Origin of the sequence: Massilia cavernae (assembly GCF_003590855.1) — a bacterium.
Taxonomy (GTDB): Bacteria; Pseudomonadota; Gammaproteobacteria; order Burkholderiales; family Burkholderiaceae_D; genus Telluria_A; species Telluria_A cavernae.
Window position 1 is genome coordinate 47,132 of sequence record NZ_QYUP01000119.1, and the last position, 19,007, is coordinate 66,138.

The 19,007-nt window shown below is 64.5% G+C and carries 19 protein-coding genes; 13 read left to right on the plus strand and 6 right to left on the minus strand.

The window, feature by feature from the left end; translation table 11 throughout:
• Positions 1–96 precede the first annotated feature (96 nt).
• Positions 97–525: a hypothetical protein gene (locus D3872_RS25285; RefSeq protein WP_147373883.1), complete on the plus strand. Its 429-nt coding sequence runs from the start codon at positions 97–99 to the stop codon at positions 523–525.
• A gap of 108 nt (positions 526–633) precedes the next feature.
• On the opposite strand, the gene moaC is transcribed toward D3872_RS25285, so the two are convergent.
• On the minus strand, positions 634–1,140 hold the full coding sequence (gene moaC / locus D3872_RS14020; RefSeq protein ID WP_119811355.1) for a cyclic pyranopterin monophosphate synthase MoaC: 507 nt from the start codon (positions 1,138–1,140) through the stop codon (positions 634–636).
• A gap of 159 nt (positions 1,141–1,299) precedes the next feature.
• Between moaC and D3872_RS14025 the strand changes: the two genes are divergently transcribed.
• Positions 1,300–2,820 (plus strand): M48 family metallopeptidase, encoded by a 1,521-nt coding sequence (locus D3872_RS14025; RefSeq protein WP_370660969.1) that lies wholly within the window; start codon positions 1,300–1,302, stop codon positions 2,818–2,820.
• A gap of 53 nt (positions 2,821–2,873) precedes the next feature.
• On the opposite strand, the gene D3872_RS14030 is transcribed toward D3872_RS14025, so the two are convergent.
• Genes D3872_RS14030 through D3872_RS14045 form a run of 4 tightly spaced genes read right to left on the minus strand, consistent with a single transcriptional unit; the run spans position 2,874 to position 5,089 of the window.
• On the minus strand, positions 2,874–3,461 hold the full coding sequence (locus D3872_RS14030; protein WP_119811356.1) for a DUF2946 family protein: 588 nt from the start codon (positions 3,459–3,461) through the stop codon (positions 2,874–2,876).
• Positions 3,454–4,443 (minus strand): YheT family hydrolase, encoded by a 990-nt coding sequence (locus D3872_RS14035; protein WP_119811357.1) that lies wholly within the window; start codon positions 4,441–4,443, stop codon positions 3,454–3,456. Before D3872_RS14035 ends, D3872_RS14030 begins: the two co-directional genes overlap by 8 nt.
• A 7-nt stretch (positions 4,444–4,450) precedes the next feature.
• Positions 4,451–4,873, minus strand: coding sequence for a YybH family protein (locus tag D3872_RS14040; RefSeq protein WP_119811358.1), 423 nt, complete (start codon positions 4,871–4,873; stop codon positions 4,451–4,453).
• Between the two features lie 21 nt (positions 4,874–4,894).
• On the minus strand, positions 4,895–5,089 hold the full coding sequence (locus tag D3872_RS14045; protein WP_119811359.1) for a zinc-finger domain-containing protein: 195 nt from the start codon (positions 5,087–5,089) through the stop codon (positions 4,895–4,897).
• Positions 5,090–5,307: 218 nt separating this feature from the next.
• On the opposite strand from D3872_RS14045, the gene D3872_RS14050 reads away from it, so the two are divergent.
• From D3872_RS14050 to D3872_RS14100, 11 genes are all read left to right on the plus strand, one after another.
• A complete protein-coding gene (locus D3872_RS14050) occupies positions 5,308–6,057 on the plus strand; it encodes an AzlC family ABC transporter permease (protein ID WP_119811477.1) in 750 nt (249 codons plus the stop codon).
• Positions 6,050–6,382, plus strand: a complete 333-nt coding sequence (locus D3872_RS14055) for an AzlD domain-containing protein (protein WP_119811360.1) — start codon at positions 6,050–6,052, stop codon at positions 6,380–6,382. The genes D3872_RS14050 and D3872_RS14055 overlap by 8 nt, the downstream gene beginning before the upstream one ends.
• Before the next feature lie 70 nt (positions 6,383–6,452).
• Positions 6,453–7,658, plus strand: coding sequence for a phosphoglycerate kinase (locus tag D3872_RS14060; protein WP_119811361.1), 1,206 nt, complete (start codon positions 6,453–6,455; stop codon positions 7,656–7,658).
• Between the two features lie 46 nt (positions 7,659–7,704).
• Positions 7,705–9,153, plus strand: coding sequence for a pyruvate kinase (gene pyk / locus D3872_RS14065; RefSeq protein ID WP_119811362.1), 1,449 nt, complete (start codon positions 7,705–7,707; stop codon positions 9,151–9,153).
• A 124-nt stretch (positions 9,154–9,277) separates the two neighbouring features.
• The gene (gene fba, locus D3872_RS14070) at positions 9,278–10,342 is read left to right on the plus strand and encodes a class II fructose-bisphosphate aldolase (protein ID WP_119811363.1); all 1,065 of its coding nucleotides are present in this window, start codon (positions 9,278–9,280) and stop codon (positions 10,340–10,342) included.
• A 62-nt stretch (positions 10,343–10,404) separates the two neighbouring features.
• Positions 10,405–11,301 carry a phosphoribosylaminoimidazolesuccinocarboxamide synthase gene (locus tag D3872_RS14075; RefSeq protein WP_119811364.1) on the plus strand — a complete coding sequence of 299 codons (897 nt, stop codon included), beginning with the start codon at positions 10,405–10,407 and terminating at the stop codon, positions 11,299–11,301.
• A 1-nt stretch (position 11,302) separates the two neighbouring features.
• Entirely contained in the window at positions 11,303–11,800 is a 498-nt protein-coding gene (gene purE / locus D3872_RS14080; protein ID WP_119811365.1) for a 5-(carboxyamino)imidazole ribonucleotide mutase, read from the plus strand.
• Complete coding sequence (locus D3872_RS14085; protein WP_119811366.1) at positions 11,797–12,987, plus strand: 5-(carboxyamino)imidazole ribonucleotide synthase; 1,191 nt, start codon at positions 11,797–11,799, stop codon at positions 12,985–12,987. Before purE ends, D3872_RS14085 begins: the two co-directional genes overlap by 4 nt.
• Complete coding sequence (locus D3872_RS14090; RefSeq protein WP_119811367.1) at positions 12,984–14,003, plus strand: L-threonylcarbamoyladenylate synthase; 1,020 nt, start codon at positions 12,984–12,986, stop codon at positions 14,001–14,003. Before D3872_RS14085 ends, D3872_RS14090 begins: the two co-directional genes overlap by 4 nt.
• Positions 14,004–14,228: 225 nt before the next feature.
• Positions 14,229–15,647, plus strand: coding sequence for an SGNH/GDSL hydrolase family protein (locus tag D3872_RS14095; RefSeq protein ID WP_119811368.1), 1,419 nt, complete (start codon positions 14,229–14,231; stop codon positions 15,645–15,647).
• 135 nt (positions 15,648–15,782) lie between these two features.
• A complete protein-coding gene (locus D3872_RS14100; RefSeq protein ID WP_119811369.1) occupies positions 15,783–16,115 on the plus strand; it encodes a hypothetical protein in 333 nt (110 codons plus the stop codon).
• Between the two features lie 2 nt (positions 16,116–16,117).
• On the opposite strand, the gene D3872_RS14105 is transcribed toward D3872_RS14100, so the two are convergent.
• On the minus strand, positions 16,118–18,955 hold the full coding sequence (locus D3872_RS14105; protein WP_229459332.1) for an EAL domain-containing protein: 2,838 nt from the start codon (positions 18,953–18,955) through the stop codon (positions 16,118–16,120).
• Positions 18,956–19,007: the final 52 nt, after the last annotated feature.

The following is a 19,007-nucleotide window of genomic DNA, read 5'->3' on the forward strand; positions in this document are numbered from 1 at the left end:
TATGTCTACAACGACCGCGGGCGTCTCAAGAGCGCCAGCAACGGACTCGTCCGGTGCTGCATATGGAGCCGGCGGTGCTGGACAGGCGGAGTGCGAATGTCGTCGCTGATTGATGCACTAAAATGCTTACTTCTCCCAAGCGCTAAGTTGTCACCGCTTGAGCGGGTTATTTTCGACGCGGTACGGGTGAAGCTGTCGACTCCGGATGCTGAACTTTGGGCAAAGCAGCTCCAAGTCATCAATAAGATTCACCGAAGTCCAGACAAACGCGAAGTGAATTTGTTTGTGATGCGTAATGGTAAGTCAGAGTTCCCTCGCGAATTATGCTTTGAAAAGGACGGCGAATTCAAAGTCGCTGTGGTCGATCTCATGGCAAAGAGAAGTGCAACGAAGTTACGAGCCCGAGTATGGTGCGTAAATGGTCACGTGTTCTCAATCGAGTACAAGACTTCCTCCCGAGTATTCGAGGAAATGGCGCAGGGTGAATGGGAAGTCAGTTGTCACATTGAAACTAATCCTTCCTGATCACCGACAGCTCTTGGTCTGGTCCCGTTTGAGCGGTGATGTCGCGGGCGCCTCTCCCTGAAGTGGAAAACCGAAAAATGGACTTGGTGGGCCAAGCTATGGTTCCGCTTACACGTCAGCCGACCAATCTCCCGACTTGCCGCCATGCTTTTCGAGCACCCTGACGTCGGTCATCACCATGCCCCGGTCGACGGCCTTGCACATATCGTAGATGGTCAGCAGCCCAACCTGCACAGCAGTCAGTGCCTCCATCTCCACGCCGGTCTTGCCGACAGTCTCGACTTGCGCGCGGCAATGTACCTTCGACCCCGCCTCATCGACCTCGAAATCGACCGCCACCCGCGTCAGCGCCAGCGGATGGCACAAGGGCACCAGGTCGCTGGTCCGCTTGGCTGCCATGATGGCCGCGATGCGCGCGATCCCCAGCACATCGCCTTTCTTCGCCGTGCCGGACACCACCAGGGCCAGCGTTTCCGGCTTCATCCGGATCGTGCCGGCCGCCACCGCAATCCTGTGGGTCTCGTTCTTGGCGGCTACGTCCACCATATGTGCCTGGCCGCCGGCGTCGAAATGGGTCAGGCCGCCGGAGCCGGCAGGGGTATCGCTTGTCGTCATAGGTAGGGAATTGATAGGTGGTAACAAAATGTTTCATTCCACGGGCACTGATGCAGGTTCTGCGGATGCAGGTATCATAGCATCGTGAAAACGAATCCAGCTCCAGCTCTTCGGCGGCTCACAGTCCGCGTGCGGCGCACCTTCACGGCCGTTTCCGTCGTGGCCATCGCATCCCTGCTGGCGGCCACGCCCGCCGGCTATGCTCAGGCCACCGGTTCGCCCAGCTTGCCCACGCTCGGCGACGCCGCCCGCGAAGACCTTTCACCCGTGTTCGAGCGCAAGCTTGGCGAGGAAATCATGCGCGATATCCGGCGCGACAAGGATTTTCTCGACGACGACGCCGTCCTCGAGTACATGAACAATTTTGGCAATGCGCTGGTCGCCGCCTATCCCGGCGCGCGCGGCGAGACCAATGCCGACTTTTACTTCTTTGCCGTTCGCGACCCGCTGCTCAATGCGTTCGCGCTTCCGGGCGGCTTCATCGGTGCGCACTCCGGGTTGCTGATCGCGGCCCAGAGCGAGTCCGAACTGGCCTCAGTCATGTCGCACGAAATTGGCCACGTCACGCAGCGCCACATCGCGCGCATGCTGGGGAAGCAGAAACAGGATGCCTTGATCCCGCTGGCCGCCATGCTGCTGGCCGCGCTGGCATCCAAGGCCAGCACCGATGCGGCCATGGGCGTGTTCATGGGCGGCCAGGGCCTGGCCATCCAGCGGCAACTCGACTTCTCGCGCGACGCCGAGCGCGAGGCCGACCGGGTTGGCTTCCAGATCATGGGCAAGGGCGGCTACGACACTACCGGCATGGTGGAATTCTTCCAGCGCTTGCAGTCGGCCAGCCGCAACTATTCCGATCTCATGCCGGCCTACCTGCGCAGCCACCCCCTGACCTCGGAACGCATTTCGGACATCCAGTCGCGCATCCGCGAAACGCCGTACAAGCAGCGCGTGGACAGCATCGAGTTCCACCTGGTACGTGCCCGCGTGCGCGTGCTGCAGGACGAGAGCACGCAGGGCTTGCGCGATACTTACGCGGCGTTCGAAAGTCAGCTCAATCAGTTGAGTCGCCAGCAGAAGGCTGGGGCGCAATACGGTTTGTCCTTCCTTGAACTGAAGCGTGGTGACCCCGCCAAGGCGCAGGCGTGGCTGGACAAGGCGCGCGCCACGCTCAAGCCGCCCGAAAAGGGCGTGTTGTCGGCCGCGCACAAGGACAGCAACGGTGCGGCGATGTTCGCCAGCCTTGGCATCGAAATCAAGCTGGCGCCATCGCAGAGTGCGGAAATGAAGCTGCAGGGCTTGAAGGATGCGGAACTGGCGCATCTGCAGTTCCCGCTGTCGCGTGGCATCGCGCGGCAGTATGCGGATGCGATGATCGTCAATGGCAAGCTGGATGATGCGGCGAAGTTCTTGCGCGACCAGGCGCAGTTGTATCGGGAGGAGCCGAAGCTGCATGATTTGCTGGCACGGACTTATGCGGCGCAGGGGAAGATCACGTTGCAGCACATCGCGCTGGCGGAGTCGTATGCGCTTGGGGGCAGCATGCTGGCGGCGCTGGACCAGTTGAATATCGCGCGCAAGTCGAAGGATGCGTCGTTTTATGACATGTCGCTGATCGATGCGCGCGAGCGGGAGTGGCAGGCCAAGCGCAGGGAAGAGTTGGAAGAGGCTAAGAAGAATTAGTCCGTTGGCGTCGCTGGCGGATCGCGCGGAGGCGGTCTTCGACCTTGTCCGCCCTACGGATGAGGAATTCGCTGGAAGCCGAATGTCGCGTTGACTTCGTCGCGATGGACGCGCTCCACCGCCACCTCGGCGCCGCCGGTGCGCAGTGTCAGTTTTCCTGCGCCACCCTCAAGCCACGCCATCAAGGCATCGTCGGACGCACGATGTCCGTCAATCTCCATCGCATCCATCAGCTGCGTCATATCGCGGTCGTCAAGCTGCGCGACCTTGCCATCACTAGCCAGTATCAGCTCGCCCGCTTCCGTCAGCGCCGCCCGTTCAATGGTCCCCAGCGGCTCACCTGTCTGCACCACCAGCCCCTGCAGCGGATCGGTGCGCGCGATGAAGGGCGTCGCTTCCAAATTCAGGTAAACCCGCTGCGGACCGTTCTGGAAATACCAGCAGCCGCGCTCGTCCGCCGCGTAGTTGCGGTTGATGAAGCCAAGCAGGGCGGGCTGGTTCAGCTTGTCGCCCGGGAGGTTCAGCTGCTGCGCGCGTTCGTCGCGCATGCGCCACGCGCCGCGCGCGTCGAGCGCCAGCCAGCCGTAGCAGTGCGGTACGTTGGGCCATTTCGCGATGGCCTGTTTAACAATGTCATCCATGGTCGCCAGCTTCGCACAATTCGGGCGCTGTCGCCCGCACAGAATTGCCGCCTTCGAGGAAATGCATCACGCGCTGCGGCAGCCAGTCCAGCCGGCCGGGCATGCCGCCGGTGGCAAAGCCGACGTGGCCGCCATGCGCGGGATACTCCAGGGTGACGTACGGCGAGGCCTTGCGCGGCAGGTAGCGGCCGGGCAGGAAGGGATCGTTCTGCGCATTGAGTACAAGGGTCGGCACCGTGATGTCTTGCAGGATGTGCTTGGCGCTGGCGCGGTTCCAGTAGTCGTCGGTGTCCTTGTAGCCGTGCAGCGGCGCCGTCACCACGTTGTCGAAGTCGTACAGGTCGCGCGCGGCCATCATCGCGTCGCGGTTGAACAGACCGGGATGCTGGTCCAGCTTGGCCAGGCACTTGGGCTTCAGCGAGCGCAGGAACATGCGCGTGTACAGCATATTGAGGCCGGCCCCCAGCGACTCGCCACCACGCGCCAGGTCGAGCGGAGCAGAGATTGATACGGCTGCGTCAACAATCTCGGCCTGGTGCTGCGATTCTCCCAGCCAGCGTAACAATGCATTTCCGCCAAGCGAAACGCCGACCGCATAAAACTTGTCCTGGGCGCGCGGGCGCAGGCGCCGGATGATCCAGTCGATTTCCTGGGCGTCGCCTGAATGGTAGAAGCGCGGCGCCAGGTTCGGCTCGCCCGAACAGCCGCGAAAGTGCGGTACCGCGCCCGACCAGCCGCGCGCGGCGACGGCGGCCATCATCGCGCGCGCATAGTGGCTGCTCGACGACCCTTCCAGTCCGTGGAACATCACCAGGAAAGGTTTGCCCGGGTCGCCGTCGACGAAATCGACGTCGACGAAGTCGCCGTCGGCCGCATCCCAGCGCTCGCGGCGGAACTTTACCGGCGGCTTGGGTATCGCAATCGCGGGGTAGATCGTCTGCAGGTGTCCGCTGGGCAGCCAGAGCGGGGCCGTGTAGTGCATCGGGGCCTTAATGCAGGTTCGAGGGCATGGCTGCACCGGCGCTGGCCGGGCCCGGCGCCACCGACACATGGCGCGAGGCGATGCGCCAGCCTTGCGGCGTCTTCATGTAGATATTGGTGGCGACCAGGTGCGCAGGTTCTTCGGCGCTGGAAGTCACGCCCTCGACCATGCTGTGCACGGCGCACATCATGTTGTGGGTTTCGTGCAGCTGCGAAGGCCGGATCTGCAAGCCGCCGCGCTCCAGGATCGCCTGCCACGAGGCGTGGATGGCGGCGTGGCCGCACAGGCGCGGGCCGCCCGGGTGGATGCAGTAGATCTCGTCGTCATCTGCCCACAGGTCCATCAGCGCGTCGACGTCGCCCCGATTGAGGGCGTCATAGAAGGCAGCTTCGACGTCCGCAGCGGTTCCCAGGTGTAGCTTGCTTTTCATGGCCTGTCGCCAGGTTCGGAATTAGTGATGCGACACCACGGTGCCCGGCTTGAGCATGTACTCGGTGCCGCAGTACGGGCACTTGGCCAAGCCGTCGTGGCCGAAGTCGAGGAACACGCGCGGATGCGACGACCACAGCGGCATTGCCGGGTTTGGGCAGTGGGCCGGCAGGTCTTTCGCTTCAAGTTCGACAGCAGGCACTTTCTTGTGATTCATGAATTCTCCGAATAACGCTATGGGTCAAGACCTCGATTTTAGCGGATTCGGGCAGGCATCCGAAATGGCCGCTAAAATAGCGGCTTGACCATCCCGGCCGTGCCCGAAGTTTTCCCCCGAAGACAGGCCGCGGCGCCTCACAAAGAATTGCGCTTCATGGCCGACCGCCCCGTACTCCCCGCCGCGACTCCACACGCATGCTGTGGCAAGAAAACAACATGAGCGGCGGCGCACCGGGCGCGCAAGCCCACGTCCTTCCTGCGGATGAAGATCCCGCGATTTACCGCGAAGGCTTCAAGGTCGGCATTCCCACCCTTTTCGGCATCGGCGCCTGGGGCCTGGTGGTCGGTATCGCCATGGTCAAGACCGGGCTGACCGTCCCGCAATCGCTGGCGATGACGCTGCTGGTGTTCGCCGGCTCCGCGCAACTGGCTTCGCTGCCGCTGATTGCCGCCGGCGCCCCGATCTGGGTCGTGTTCGCCACCTCGCTGGTGGTCAACCTGCGTTTCGTTATCTTCTCCGCACTGCTGGCGCCGCACTTTTCCCACCTGCCGTGGAAACAGCGCCTCGCGCTGGGCTATGTGTCCGGCGACATGACGGTGGCGCTGTTCCTGCAGCGTTTCCCGACCGAAGCGCCGGCGCTGGGCAAGCTGTCCTACCTGAAGGGCCTGCTGTATCCGAACTGGGCCGCGTGGCAGGTCGGCTCGATCGCCGGCATCTTCCTGGGCAGCGCCGTTCCGCCCGAATGGGGCCTTGGCTTTGCCGGCACCCTGGCCATCATCTGCATCACGGTACCGATGGTCATCAACAGCGCCGCGCTGTGCGGGGTAGTGGTGGCGTCGGCCACGGCGGTGCTGGCCTACGGGCTGCCCTACAAGCTGGGCCTGCTCGCGGCCGTGCTGGCCGGCATGGTGACGGCGATGTTCGTCGAGGAATCGCTGGAACGCCGGAAGGGCAGCCATGTCTGACCTGGAAATCTGGATCACGATCATCGTGATGGCTGTGGCCACCGCCGCCACCCGCAGCACCTTCTGGCTGGTCGGCCACCACATCAACATCCCGAAGCGGGTGCAGGAGATGCTGCGCTACGCGCCGTCGTGCGCGCTGGCGGCGATCATCGCGCCCGACCTGCTGCTGGGAACCCAGGGCGACCTGCAGCTTTCGTTCACCAACCTGCGGCTGGTGGCAGGCGTCGCCGCTGTCGGCTATTACCTCTGGCGCCGCAGCATGCTGGAAACCATCATCTTCGGCATGCTGTTCTTTACCGGTCTGAGACTGTGGCTCCAGCAATGACGGTGGCGAAGCTGTATTGTTCATGAGTTAAAATAGCGATCTTCTTTTACCTTCGACCGTTTAGGCAGCCATGCACTCCGTTCTCAACTTTACCCGACTGCAAGACCTGATCGACCAAAACGCCCTGCAGGGAAAGCGCGTGTTCATCCGCGCCGACCTGAACGTACCGCAGGATGACGCCGGCAACATCACCGAAGACACGCGCATCCGCGCCTCGGTGCCTGCCATTGCCGCCGCCGTCAAGGCCGGCGCCGCCGTCATGGTCACTTCCCACCTTGGTCGTCCGACCGAAGGCGAGTTCAAGCCGGAAGACACGCTGGCGCCGGTCGCCGCGCGCCTGTCCGAGCTGCTGGGCCAGCCGGTCGAACTGAAACAGAACTGGGTTGACGGCGTCGACGTGGCGCCGGGCCAGGTCGTGCTGCTGGAAAACTGCCGCGTCAACAAGGGCGAAAAGAAGAATTCCGACGAACTGGCCCAGAAGATGGCCAAGCTGTGCGACGTCTACGTCAACGACGCTTTCGGCACCGCGCATCGCGCCGAAGCCACCACCCACGGCATCGCCAAGTTCGCGCCGGTAGTTGCGGCCGGCCCGCTGCTGGCCGCTGAACTCGATGCGCTGGGCAAGGCGCTGGGCGCCCCGGCGCGTCCGCTGCTGGCCATCGTGGCAGGCTCCAAGGTGTCGTCCAAGCTGTCGATCCTGAAGGCGCTGGCCGGTAAGGTGGATAATCTGATCGTCGGCGGCGGCATCGCCAACACCTTCATGAAGGCAGTTGGCCTGAACATCGGCAAGTCGCTGGTCGAGGCCGAGCTGGTAGGCGAGGCCAAAGCCATCATCGACATGATGGCCGAGCGCGGCGCCCAGGTGCCGATTCCGGTCGACGTGGTGTGCGCGAAGGAATTCTCGCCGACCGCGGCTGCCACCACCAAGGACGTGGCCGACGTGGCCGACGACGACATGATCCTCGACATCGGCCCGAAAACGGCGGCCATGCTGGCGGAACAGATCAAGGCGGCCGGCACCATCGTCTGGAATGGCCCGGTCGGCGTGTTCGAGTTCGACCAGTTCGGCGAAGGCACGAAGACGCTGGCGCTGGCCATCGCCGGCTCGAAGGGCTTCTCGATCGCAGGCGGCGGCGACACCCTGGCGGCGATTGCAAAATACGACATTACCGATAAAATCGGGTATATCTCTACCGGCGGCGGCGCCTTCCTCGAATTCCTCGAAGGTAAAACCCTGCCTGCCGTAGACATCCTGTTGCAACGCAGCTCGAAGTAACAACCAGCGCAGCCCTACCGGCTGCGCTTTTTCTTCAAGGACAACCATGTATCGTGGCACCAAGATCGTTGCAACCATCGGACCGGCTTCGACCGACTTCGACATCCTCGTCAAGATGATCCGCGCAGGCGTCGACGTCGTCCGCCTGAACTTCTCGCACGGCAAAGCGCAGGACCACATCGACCGCGCCACCCTGGTACGCCGCGCCGCCGCCGAGTGCGGCAAGGAAGTGGCGATCATGGCCGACATGCAGGGTCCGAAGATCCGCGTCGGCAAGTTTGAAGAGGGCAAGATATTCCTGAACAACGGCGACCGCTTCATCCTGGACGCCAAGTGGGGCGACAACGGCGAGCTGGGCAACCAGGAACGCGTGGGCCTCGACTACAAGGCGCTGCCGCGCGACGTGCGTCCCGGCGACAAGCTGCTGCTCAACGACGGCCTGATCGTGCTGGTCGTCGACCGCGTGGCCGGCCACGAGATCTTCACCACCGTCAAGATCGGCGGCGAGCTGTCAAACAACAAGGGCATCAACCGCCAGGGTGGCGGGCTGACCGCGCCGGCGCTGACCTCGAAGGACATGGAAGACATCAAGACCGCGATGTCCTTCCAGGCCGATTACCTCGCGATCTCGTTCCCGAAGAGCGCGACCGACATGGAAATGGCGCGCCAGCTGGCCAACATCGCCGGCGAGCCGTTCCACCACAAGCCGATGATGATCGCCAAGATCGAGCGCGCCGAAGCGATTCCTGTACTGCAGGAAATCCTGGACGCCTCCGACGGCATCATGGTCGCGCGCGGCGACCTGGCCGTTGAAGTGGGCAACGCCGCGGTACCGGCGCTGCAGAAGCGCATGATCCGCATGGCGCGCGAATCGAACAAGCTGGCCATTACCGCCACCCAGATGATGGAATCGATGATCGTCAACGCCGTGCCGACCCGCGCCGAAGTATCGGACGTGGCCAACGCGGTGCTGGACGGCACCGACGCGGTGATGACCTCGGCCGAAACCGCGTCGGGCAAATACCCGATCGAGACGGTGGAAATGATGGCCGCGATCTGTGCCGAAGCCGAGCAATCCGAATACAACAAGCTCGACGCCGACTTCCTGAACGTGCAATTCACCCGCATCGACCAGTCGATCGCCTACGGCACGCTGTTCACCGCGCACCACCTGCGCGTGAAGGCGATCGTGGCGCTGACCGAATCCGGCTCGACCGCGCTGTGGATGAGCCGCCACAGCATCGACACCCCGATTTTCGCGCTGACCCCGTCGCAAGCGACGCAGCGCAAGGCATCGCTGTATCGTAACGTGCAGGCTTATCATTTGCTACAGGAAGGCGGCAGCCACGCCGTGCTGCGCCACGCCGAGGAACTGCTGATGAAACACGGCGTCGTGCGCAAGGGCGACACCATCGTCGTCACCTGGGGTTCGCCGATGGGCCAGGCTGGCGGCACCAACGCACTGAAGATCGTGCGTGTTGGAGAATTCGATTAGAGACGGCGCCGCAGAGGTGGGAAAAATTGGGGTCAGACCCCGATTTTGCTTGATTGGGGTCTGACCCCGATTTTTCTCACCGCAGTTGGCCAACACAGTTTTTTCTATTGTTTGGAGTACTACCATGTCCCTCGTATCCATGCGTCAGCTGCTGGACCATGCCGCCGAAAACGGCTATGGCTTGCCGGCATTTAACGTCAACAACCTCGAACAGGTGCAGGCCATCATGGCTGCCGCCGACGCGGTCGGTTCCCCGGTCATCATGCAAGCGTCGGCAGGCGCGCGCAAATACGCCGGCGAAGCTTTCCTGCGCCACCTGATCGACGCCGCTGTCGAATCCTACCCGCACATCCCGGTCGTCATGCACCAGGACCACGGCCAGTCGCCGGCGGTCTGCATGGCGGCGATCCGCTCCGGCTTCACCTCGGTGATGATGGACGGCTCGCTCGAAGCCGACGGCAAGAGCGTCGCTTCCTACGACTACAACGTGGAAGTGTCGCGTGAAGTGGTCAAGTTCGCGCACTCGATCGGCGTGACCGTCGAAGCCGAACTGGGCGTGCTCGGTTCGCTCGAAACCATGAAGGGCGACAAGGAAGACGGCCACGGCGCCGACGGCACCATGACCCGCGAACAGCTGCTGACCGACGTAGCCCAGGCCGCCGACTTCGTGCAGCGCACCCAGTGCGACGCGCTGGCGATCGCGATCGGCACCTCGCACGGCGCCTACAAGTTCTCGCGCAAGCCGACCGGCGACATCCTGGCGATCGACCGCATCAAGGAAATCCACGCACGCATCCCGAACACCCACCTGGTGATGCACGGCTCCTCGTCGGTGCCGCAGGAACTGCTGGCGATCATCCGCGAATTCGGCGGCGACATGAAGGAAACCTACGGCGTGCCGGTCGAAGAGATCCAGGAAGGCATCCGCCACGGCGTCCGCAAGATCAACATCGACACCGACATCCGCCTGGCGATGACGGCTGCGATCCGCAAGTACCTGTTCGAAAATCCATCCAAGTTCGACCCGCGCGACTACCTCAAGCCTGCGCGCGAAGCGGCAACGGAAATCTGCAAGGCGCGCTTCCTGTCGTTCGGTTGCGAAGGCCAGGCAGGCAAGATCAAGCCGGTCACCATGGAAAAGATGGCCGAGCGCTACAAGAAGGGCGAACTGGCCCAGATCGTCAAGTAAATCAGACCAATGCACGCGCCCCCAGGGGCGCGTGCAGCTTCTGGCATCACCAAGGATTCAAGATGGCAAGTGTTCTCGAAACAAACCTCAAATCGCTCCCCTTCCTGCACCGCGGCAAAGTGCGCGACATCTACGCCGTCGGCGACGACAAGCTGCTGGTCATCCAGACCGACCGCCTGTCCGCGTTCGACGTCATCCTCGACGACCCGATTCCTGCGAAGGGAAAGATCCTCACGTCGATGTCGAACTTCTGGTTCAAGAAGTTCGCCGACCTGATGCCCAACCACGAAACCGGAATCGACCCGCTGTCCGTGGTGGCGCCCGAAGAGCGTGCCCAGGTCGAAGGCCGCGCCATCGTCGTCAAGAAGTTCAAGCCGCTCGGCATCGAAGCGATCGTGCGCGGCTACCTGATCGGCTCCGGCTGGAAGGACTACCAGAAGACCGGCAAGGTATGCGGCATCGCGCTGCCGGCGGGCCTGAAGGAAGCGGACAAGCTGCCGCAGGTGCTGTTCACGCCATCGACCAAGGCGCCGGTGGGCGCGCATGACGAGAACATCTCGTTCGAGGAAGCCGAGAAGATCGTCGGCGCCGACGTCGCCAAAACCGTGCGCGACTACGCGATCAAGCTGTACACCGAAGCTGCCGAATACGCGGCCGAACGCGGCATCATCATCGCCGACACCAAGTTCGAATTCGGCCAGGATGCCGACGGCAAGGTCTACCTGATCGACGAAATCCTGACCCCGGACTCCTCGCGCTTCTGGCCGGTGGAAAGCTATCAGACCGGCATGTCGCCGCCGTCCTACGACAAGCAGTTCGTGCGCGACTACCTGGAAACGCTGAAGGACTGGAACAAGGCGCCGCCAGCGCCGCCGGTGCCCGCGGATGTCATCGCCAGGACCCAGGCCAAGTACCTGGAAGCGCTTGAGCGCCTGACTGGCGAAAAGCTGAAGGTCTGAGATGGAAAATACCGTTAAGCCCCTGGTCGGCGTCGTAATGGGATCGTCGTCCGACTGGGACGTGATGCAGCATGCGGTCGCCATCCTCAAGGACTTCGGCGTGCCGTTCGAAGCGCAGGTGGTATCCGCGCACCGCATGCCTGACGAGATGTTCGCGTATGCAGAAAGCGCGCGTGCGCGCGGCCTGCGCGCGATCATCGCCGGCGCCGGCGGCGCCGCCCACCTGCCTGGCATGATCGCCGCCAAGACGATCGTGCCGGTGCTGGGCGTGCCGGTACCGTCCAAATACCTGCGTGGCGAAGACTCGCTGCTGTCGATCGTGCAGATGCCCAAGGGCGTGCCGGTGTCCACCTTCGCCATCGGCGAAGCGGGCGCCGCGAATGCCGCGCTCGCCGCTGTCGCGATGATCGCGAGCCTGGACGACGCCATGGCCGACAAATTGCAGGACTTCCGCAACAAACAGACTGAGGCCGCAAAGGCCATGACCTTGCCAGTATGAGTGAAAAGCAGTATTCCCCAGCCTTGCCGCCGGCGACGCTGGGCGTGATGGGAGGCGGCCAGCTTGGCCGCATGTTCGCGCACGCCGCGCAGTCGATGGGGTTCAAGGTCGCCGTGCTGGAGCCGTCTTCCGACTGCCCGGCAGGGCAGGCCGCCGACAGCATGATCGTGGCGGGCTACGACGACCAGTCGGCACTGGCCGCGCTGGGCGCGCAGTGCGTCGCGGTGACCACCGAGTTCGAAAACGTACCGGCCGACAGCCTCGCCTTGCTGGCGCAGCAGACTTTCGTCGCTCCTGCCGCGCAATGCGTGTCGGTGGCGCAGGACCGCCTCCTTGAAAAGCGCTTCTTCGTCGACTGCGCGCCCCTGTCGGGCGTGATGCCGGCGCCGCACAAGACCATCGCATCGACGGAAGACATCGACGCGATTCCGGACGACCTGCTGCCGGGGATCCTGAAGACCGTGCGCATGGGTTACGACGGCAAGGGCCAGGTGCGCGTGAAGACGCGCGCGGACGTCGCCGCCGCCTTCGCGGCGATGAACGGCGTGACCTGCCTGCTCGAGAAGATGCTGCCGCTGGCGTACGAAGTGTCAGTGCTGACGGCGCGCGGCGCGGATGGCGAATCGGTGGTGTACCCGATCGCCGAGAACGTCCACCGCGACGGTATCCTGTTCACGACCACCGTGCCGGGGCCGAACGTTTCGGACGAATGTGCGCTGCGCGCACAGGACGCGGCGCGTTCGATCGTCGCGCAGCTTGGCTATGTGGGCGTGCTGTGCATCGAATTCTTCGTGCTCCAAGACGGCACGCTGGTGGTCAACGAAATGGCGCCGCGCCCGCATAACAGCGGGCACTACACCATCGACGCCTGCGTCACCAGCCAGTTCGCGCAGCAGGTTCGCGCGATGGCGCGGCTGCCGCTGGGCGACGTGCGCCAGCATTCGCCGGCGATCATGCTCAACATCCTGGGCGACGTCTGGTACGAAGGCAGCGGCGACGCGGTGCGTGAACCCGACTGGGCCAAAGTGCTGGCGCTGCCGGGCGCCTGCCTGCACCTGTACGGCAAGGAAGAACCGCGCCGCGCCCGCAAGATGGGGCACCTGACGCTGGTGGCGCCATCGCTGGCCGAAGCGCACGCCAAGCTGCGTTCCGCCTGCGCCATCCTGAACATCGGGCTGGACGAATGAAGGAGCAGGACCCGGTCGCCGCCGCCGCACGCATGCTGGAGCAGGGCGGGCTGGTAGCGTTTCCGACCGAGACCGTGTACGGCCTTGGCGCCGACGCCGAAAACCCGGCCGCGGTGGCGAAGATTTATGCCGCCAAGGGCCGTCCGATGGATCATCCCGTCATCGTGCACATCGCGCCCGACGCCTCGCTCGACCACTGGGCCACCGACATCCCGATTGAGGCGCGCGAGCTGGCCGCGGCCTTCTGGCCTGGCCCGCTGACGATGATCCTCAAGCGCGCGCCCGGCATTCCGGACGCTGTATCGGGCGGCCAGGACACGGTCGGCGTACGCTGCCCGTCGCACCCGGTCGCGATCGCGCTGCTGCAAGCCTTCAAGGGCGGGCAGGGCGGCCTGGCCGCACCTTCCGCCAATAAGTTCGGCAACGTCAGCCCGACGACGGCGCAGCACGTGCGCGACGAATTCGGCGCCGACGGCACGGTTGGCGCAGTGCTCGATGGCGGCCAGAGCGAAGTCGGCATCGAATCGACGATCGTGGACCTGTCGCGGCTGGCGACGCACGGCCCGGTGCTGCTGCGTCCCGGCCACATCAGCGCGGCCGCGATTGCGGCCGTGATCGACCAGGAACCGGCCGCCCCGGACGTCGCCGCCCCGCGCGCCTCCGGCACGCTCGAATCGCACTACGCGCCGCACACGCCGGTAGCGATGCAAGCCACGGCACAGCTCGCGCAAACGCTGGCCCAGCTGCAGCAAAATGGCCGCAAGGTCGCGCTGGTGCACTACAGCGACCTGCCGTCGGCGCACGCCGCGGTCAAGCTCCCGGCCACGCCGGAAGGCTTCGCGCACGCGCTATATGCCGCGCTGCGCGAGATGGACCATGCCGGCGCCGACGTCATCCTGGTCGAAGCGCCGCCGCAGGATGGCGCCTGGATGGGCGTCAACGACCGCCTGCGCCGCGCCGCGCACGGCTCGACCGGCATCGTCCACGGCCTCCTCAACCACGACGCCCCCGACTAAAAGCGAATCAGGGACAGACCCCAACATCAGGGACAGACCCCGACGCTGGGGTCTGTCCCTGATGTTGGGGTCTGTCCCCGAATCGTCTGAATCGGCGTGCTTCTGTTGTGCTAACGTTACGTCCTAACAAGTTTATCGATGTACAAGTTTCGCTAACACTGGCATATTAGAGTAAGTGCAAATAGCACGGACGTTCGCTTCATGAAAAATCAAACAGGAGACACAATGCGTCACACCAAACTCGCGCTGGCAGTGCTGGCGGCGGCAATTCTTTCGGCATGCGGCAGCAGCGACGGCGATAACAATGTTCAGCCGGCTAAACCACGCTTTGCGTCCCAGGTCTCGTTCGGCGACAGCCTGTCCGATGTCGGTACCTACAACGTCGGCACCGTCGCCAACCTGCGCGGCGGCCGTTACACCATCAACGGCAACAACACCGCCGTGAATGCCGCATTGACCGGCAAAAACTGGACCGAACTGCTGGCGACCCAGCTGAGCCTGCCTGCGCCTTGCGCGGCGGTCACCGGCCTGGACGGCGACCCGAGCAAGGGCTTCGCAGTGCCGGTCACGAACAACCTCAATTGCACCGGCTACGCACAGGGCGGCGCCCGCGTCACCAATCCTGTCGGCCCCGGCAACAAGCTGGCCGGCTCCGCACTCGGCCAGCTGACCCACCCGGTAGCAGCCCAGGTGGCGAACCACCTGGCCCGCAACGGCGGCAAGTTCAAGGGGGATGAAGTGGTCCTCGTCATGGCAGGCGGTAACGATGCGCTGTCCCTGCTGGCCGAGCTGACCGCCGCCGCGACCGCCGCGGGCAATGCCGCAGGCAAGATCGAAGGCGACAAGGTGGGCGCAGAAACCTTCGCCACCGGACTGGCAACCGGCTTGGCGGCCGGCGCAACCAGCCCGTCGACCGCCGCCGCGGCGATCGGCGCTGCCATCGCGACCGAATCCAAGCGCCCAGGCAGCACCTCGCAGTCCATCGTCGGCGTGGCTGTCGCTACCGCGGCAGCTCAACCAGGCAATATGGCGGTCGGTTCCCCGGCCGTCTACGGCCCGATTGTCGCCAAGGCACAGGCTGACGCTGCCACCGCCGGCGCCGCCGCAGGCGCCAAGGCCGGCGCTGCGGCAGGCCTTGCCTACGCCACCGAGAACGGTCCGAAGATGGTGCCGCGCATCGGCACAGCCGGCCACGAGCTGGCCGACATCATCCGCAACCAGATCATCGCCAAGGGCGCGACCCACGTCGTGATCGTCAACCTGCCAGACCTGGGCGGCACGCCGTTCGCGAAGTCGCAGTCGGCATCGACCCAGACCCTGGTCAACGGCATGGTCAACTCCTACAACATCGCGCTGCGCGTCGCCCTCGATGGACTGGACAGCAAGATCGCCTACGTCGATGTGTTCGCCCAGTTCCAGGACATACTGGCGAATCCGTCCAGGTACGGCGTCACCAACACCGCCAAGCCGGCTTGCGGCCTCAACGCGCTGGACGGAAACTCGCTGGCTTGCAACGGCACCAACCTCATCGCCGGCGACGTCAGCCACTACCTGTTCGCCGACGGCGTGCACCCGACCCCGTTCGGCTACTCGCTGATCGCGAAGGCCGTGTCGGACGCGATGATCGCGCGCGGCTGGCTGTAGTTTTTCCGCTTGTTTCTCCCGCTTTGGCGCCGCAAGGCGCCCGCCCAAGAAACCCGCTGCGGCGGGTTTTCTTATTGTTCTGTATAGTCGAAGCATGCAACCTGGACCAGGAACAATGCGTATGCGGGAGAAACAATGGGTAAGTTGGCCGGCTGGGCAGCCATAGGCGTCGCGGTATTCGCGCTGGGACCAAGCTGGATGCGCGGCGGCATGTCGCTCATCGGCCTGCTGGTGGCGCTGGCTGCGCTGTTCCTGTCGCTGCTGTCGGTACGCAGCAGCGGCTACCGCTATTTCTATCCGACCGCCGCCATCGTGGTGTTCGGCGTCCTGCTGGTAAACGATGCATTGCGCGTCTGGGATCCCTTGCCGGCCTTCGCGTCGAGCCGGCCAAGCTGGTATGCCGCGATCGCCGTCCTGGTCGGCGCCTGCTTCTTTTTCGCCCGCATGCTTGCTTCCCGCGGGCGCTGACCCTAGGCCGGCGCCGGTGCGCTTGCGATCATCCGCTCCAGCATGTTCACATCCATCGGCCGTCCAAACAGATAGCCCTGGCAGCAGTCGCATCCCAGCTCGGCCAGGAAGGCGCGCTGCGATTCGGTTTCGACGCCTTCCGCGATGATGCCCAGCCCCAGCGCCTGCCCCAGCGCCACGATGCTGCGCGCGATCGAGGCGTCGTTCGGATCGCTCAGCACGTCGCGCACGAAGGAGCGGTCGATCTTCAGCTGGTCCAGCGGCAGCCGCTTCAGGTAGCTCAGCGACGAATAGCCGGTGCCGAAATCGTCCAGCGAAAAACCGATGCCGTGCTCCTTCAGCTGGAGCATCTTGTCGATCGTATCCTCGACGTTGTCGATCAGGAGGGTTTCGGTCAGCTCCAGCTTGAGCCGGTGCGGGTCGGCGCCGGTTTCCTTCATCACCGCCAGCATCTCGGCAACGAAGTCGGGCAGGCGGAACTGGAGCGCGCTGACGTTGACGGCCAGGGTCAGGTGCGCCAGCGCGGGCGAGTCCGCCCAGTCGGCCAGCTGCACGCAGGCGCTGCGCAGCACCCAGTTGCCAAGCGGGATGATCAGCCCCGAGCTTTCGGCGATCGGCACGAACACGGCCGGCCCAACCACGCCGCGCTTGACGTGGTTCCAGCGCAGCAGCGCCTCGGCGCCCAGGATGCAGCCGCGTCCGTCCACCTGCGGCTGGTAGTGCAGCATGAATTGCGACTGCACCAGCGATTCGCGCAATTCGCCCTCGAGCGCGATGCGGTAGGTGACGTCGGATTCCATGTGGTGGTGGAAGAAGCGCAGCGTGTTGCGGCCGTCGCGCTTGGCTTCGTACATGGCCAGGTCGCCGCGCTTCATCAGGTCGTCGATGTCGACGCCCTGCTCGCAGCGCAGCGCGGCGCCGATGCTGCAGCTGGTGTGGTGGCTGGCGCCGCCGATGTCGTACGGTTCGCCGACCTTGTCGATGATCTTCCAGCCGATGGCGGCCGCGTTGTCGGCCGCCTCCTGCTCCGACCCGCCGATGTTTTCGAGCAGGATGACGAACTCGTCGCCGCCCAGGCGCGCCACGGTATCGCCTTCGCGCGTGCAGCTGAGGATGCGCTGCGCCACCTGCTTGAGCAACTGGTCGCCCACCTCGTGGCCGCGGGTGTCGTTCAGGTCCTTGAAGTTGTCCAGGTCGAGGAACAGCAGCGCCACCGCCTGCTTGCTGCGGTTGTGCATGGAAATGGAATGCTGCAAGCGTTCCAGCAGCAGCCTGCGGTTCGGCAGGCTGGTCAGCGGGTCGTAATAGGCCAGCTGCATGATTTCTTCCTGCGCCATCTTTTGCTGCGTGATGTCGGCCTGGGTGCAGACGTAGTTGCTGATCGTGCCGCTTTCGTCGCGCACCGCCGTCACGGTCAGCCAGGCCGGATATTCCTCGCCGCTCTTGCGCCGGGTCCAGACTTCGCCCTGCCACTTTCCGCGCTTGTCGACCACGGCCCACATCGCTTCGCGCAGGTCGTCGCCGCCCGGCTTGAGCGACATCTGCAGCGGCGTCTGGCCCGTCAGTTCCTCGGAGGAATAGCCGGACATCGAGGTGAAGGCATCGTTCGCGTCCAGCACCAGCCGGTCCGGCCCGGTGACGAACATGCCTTCCTGCGACTGGAACACGGTGGCCGCCACCCGGGTCGATTCCTCGGCGCTCTTGCGGTCGGAAATATCAGTGGCCACGCCGCACAGGCCGTAGATGCTGCCGTCCTCGCGCGCCAGCGGCACCCGGGTCGACAGGAAGGTCGGCAGGTCGCGGCGCGTCGGCGATTGCACTTCCTCGCCCACCAGGCGCTCGCCCGTTTCGATCACGCGCTCGTCGCGCGCACGCACGCTTGCCGCCACGTCCGGGCTGAACAGCTCGAAGTCGTCCTTGCCGATGATGAAGGCGGCATCCCGGCCGTAAAACTTGCACACGGCACGGTTGACGTACTGGTAGCGGTAGTTGGCGTCCTTGATGTAGATGAGGCTCTCAACGCTGTCGAGGATGGTCGACAGCCGCCGTTCGCTGTCGCGCAGCGCGCCGGTCTTGCGCTCGACTTCGGCGCGCAGCCAGAACGCGAATACCAGCGCGGCGATCAGGACGGCGACCATGACGCCCGCCACCCACCACAGGTACTCCGGCGTCTGCGACAGCGCGCTGCGCCGCTGCCACTTTTCCAGCGTCTTGAAATAAGCCGAGCCCGGCTGGTCCTGCCAGGCTTGAAGATGGCGGTCGATGGCCGCCAGCTCGGCGGCGTGGCGGTTCCTTCCGGTGGCGTAGAACAGCCGCACCGGCTGGAAGGCAATCGGCGTCTCGAGCAGGCCGTGGCGCGCGGCCAGCAGGTCGCCCGCGTAGTTGCTGGCGACCGCGGCGTCGGCGCGGCGCTGCTCGACCAGCCGGAATCCTTCCTCGATCGACACGACCGGGACCAGTTGCGGGCGTATGCCGAAGTTGCGTTCGAACTCGGCAAAGTACCCCTGCTGGATCGAGCCTGCCATGATGGCCACCTTCTTGTCCTGGAGGTCGGCGACCGATACCACCGCGGTGCCGGGATGGCGGTACACCTGCGACCAGCTGCGCAGCGCCGGCGTCTGGTGGAAGTCGAGCACGCGGGCGCGCTCTTCCGACCAGGCGACGTTGGGCAACAGGTCGATCGCGCCCGATTCGGCCGCCTTGAGGCAGGCTTCAAATTCACACGGTACAAATTCCAGCTGCCACTTTTCGGCGCGCGCGACTTCGCGCAACAGGTCGACCAGGATGCCGTCGGCCTGGCGGTTGTCGTCGATGAATAGCTCCGGAGGGTTGGCGTACACGCCCACCTTGATGACCTGTTCCTGTGCGGCTGCTTCTCCCGCGGCGGGGAGC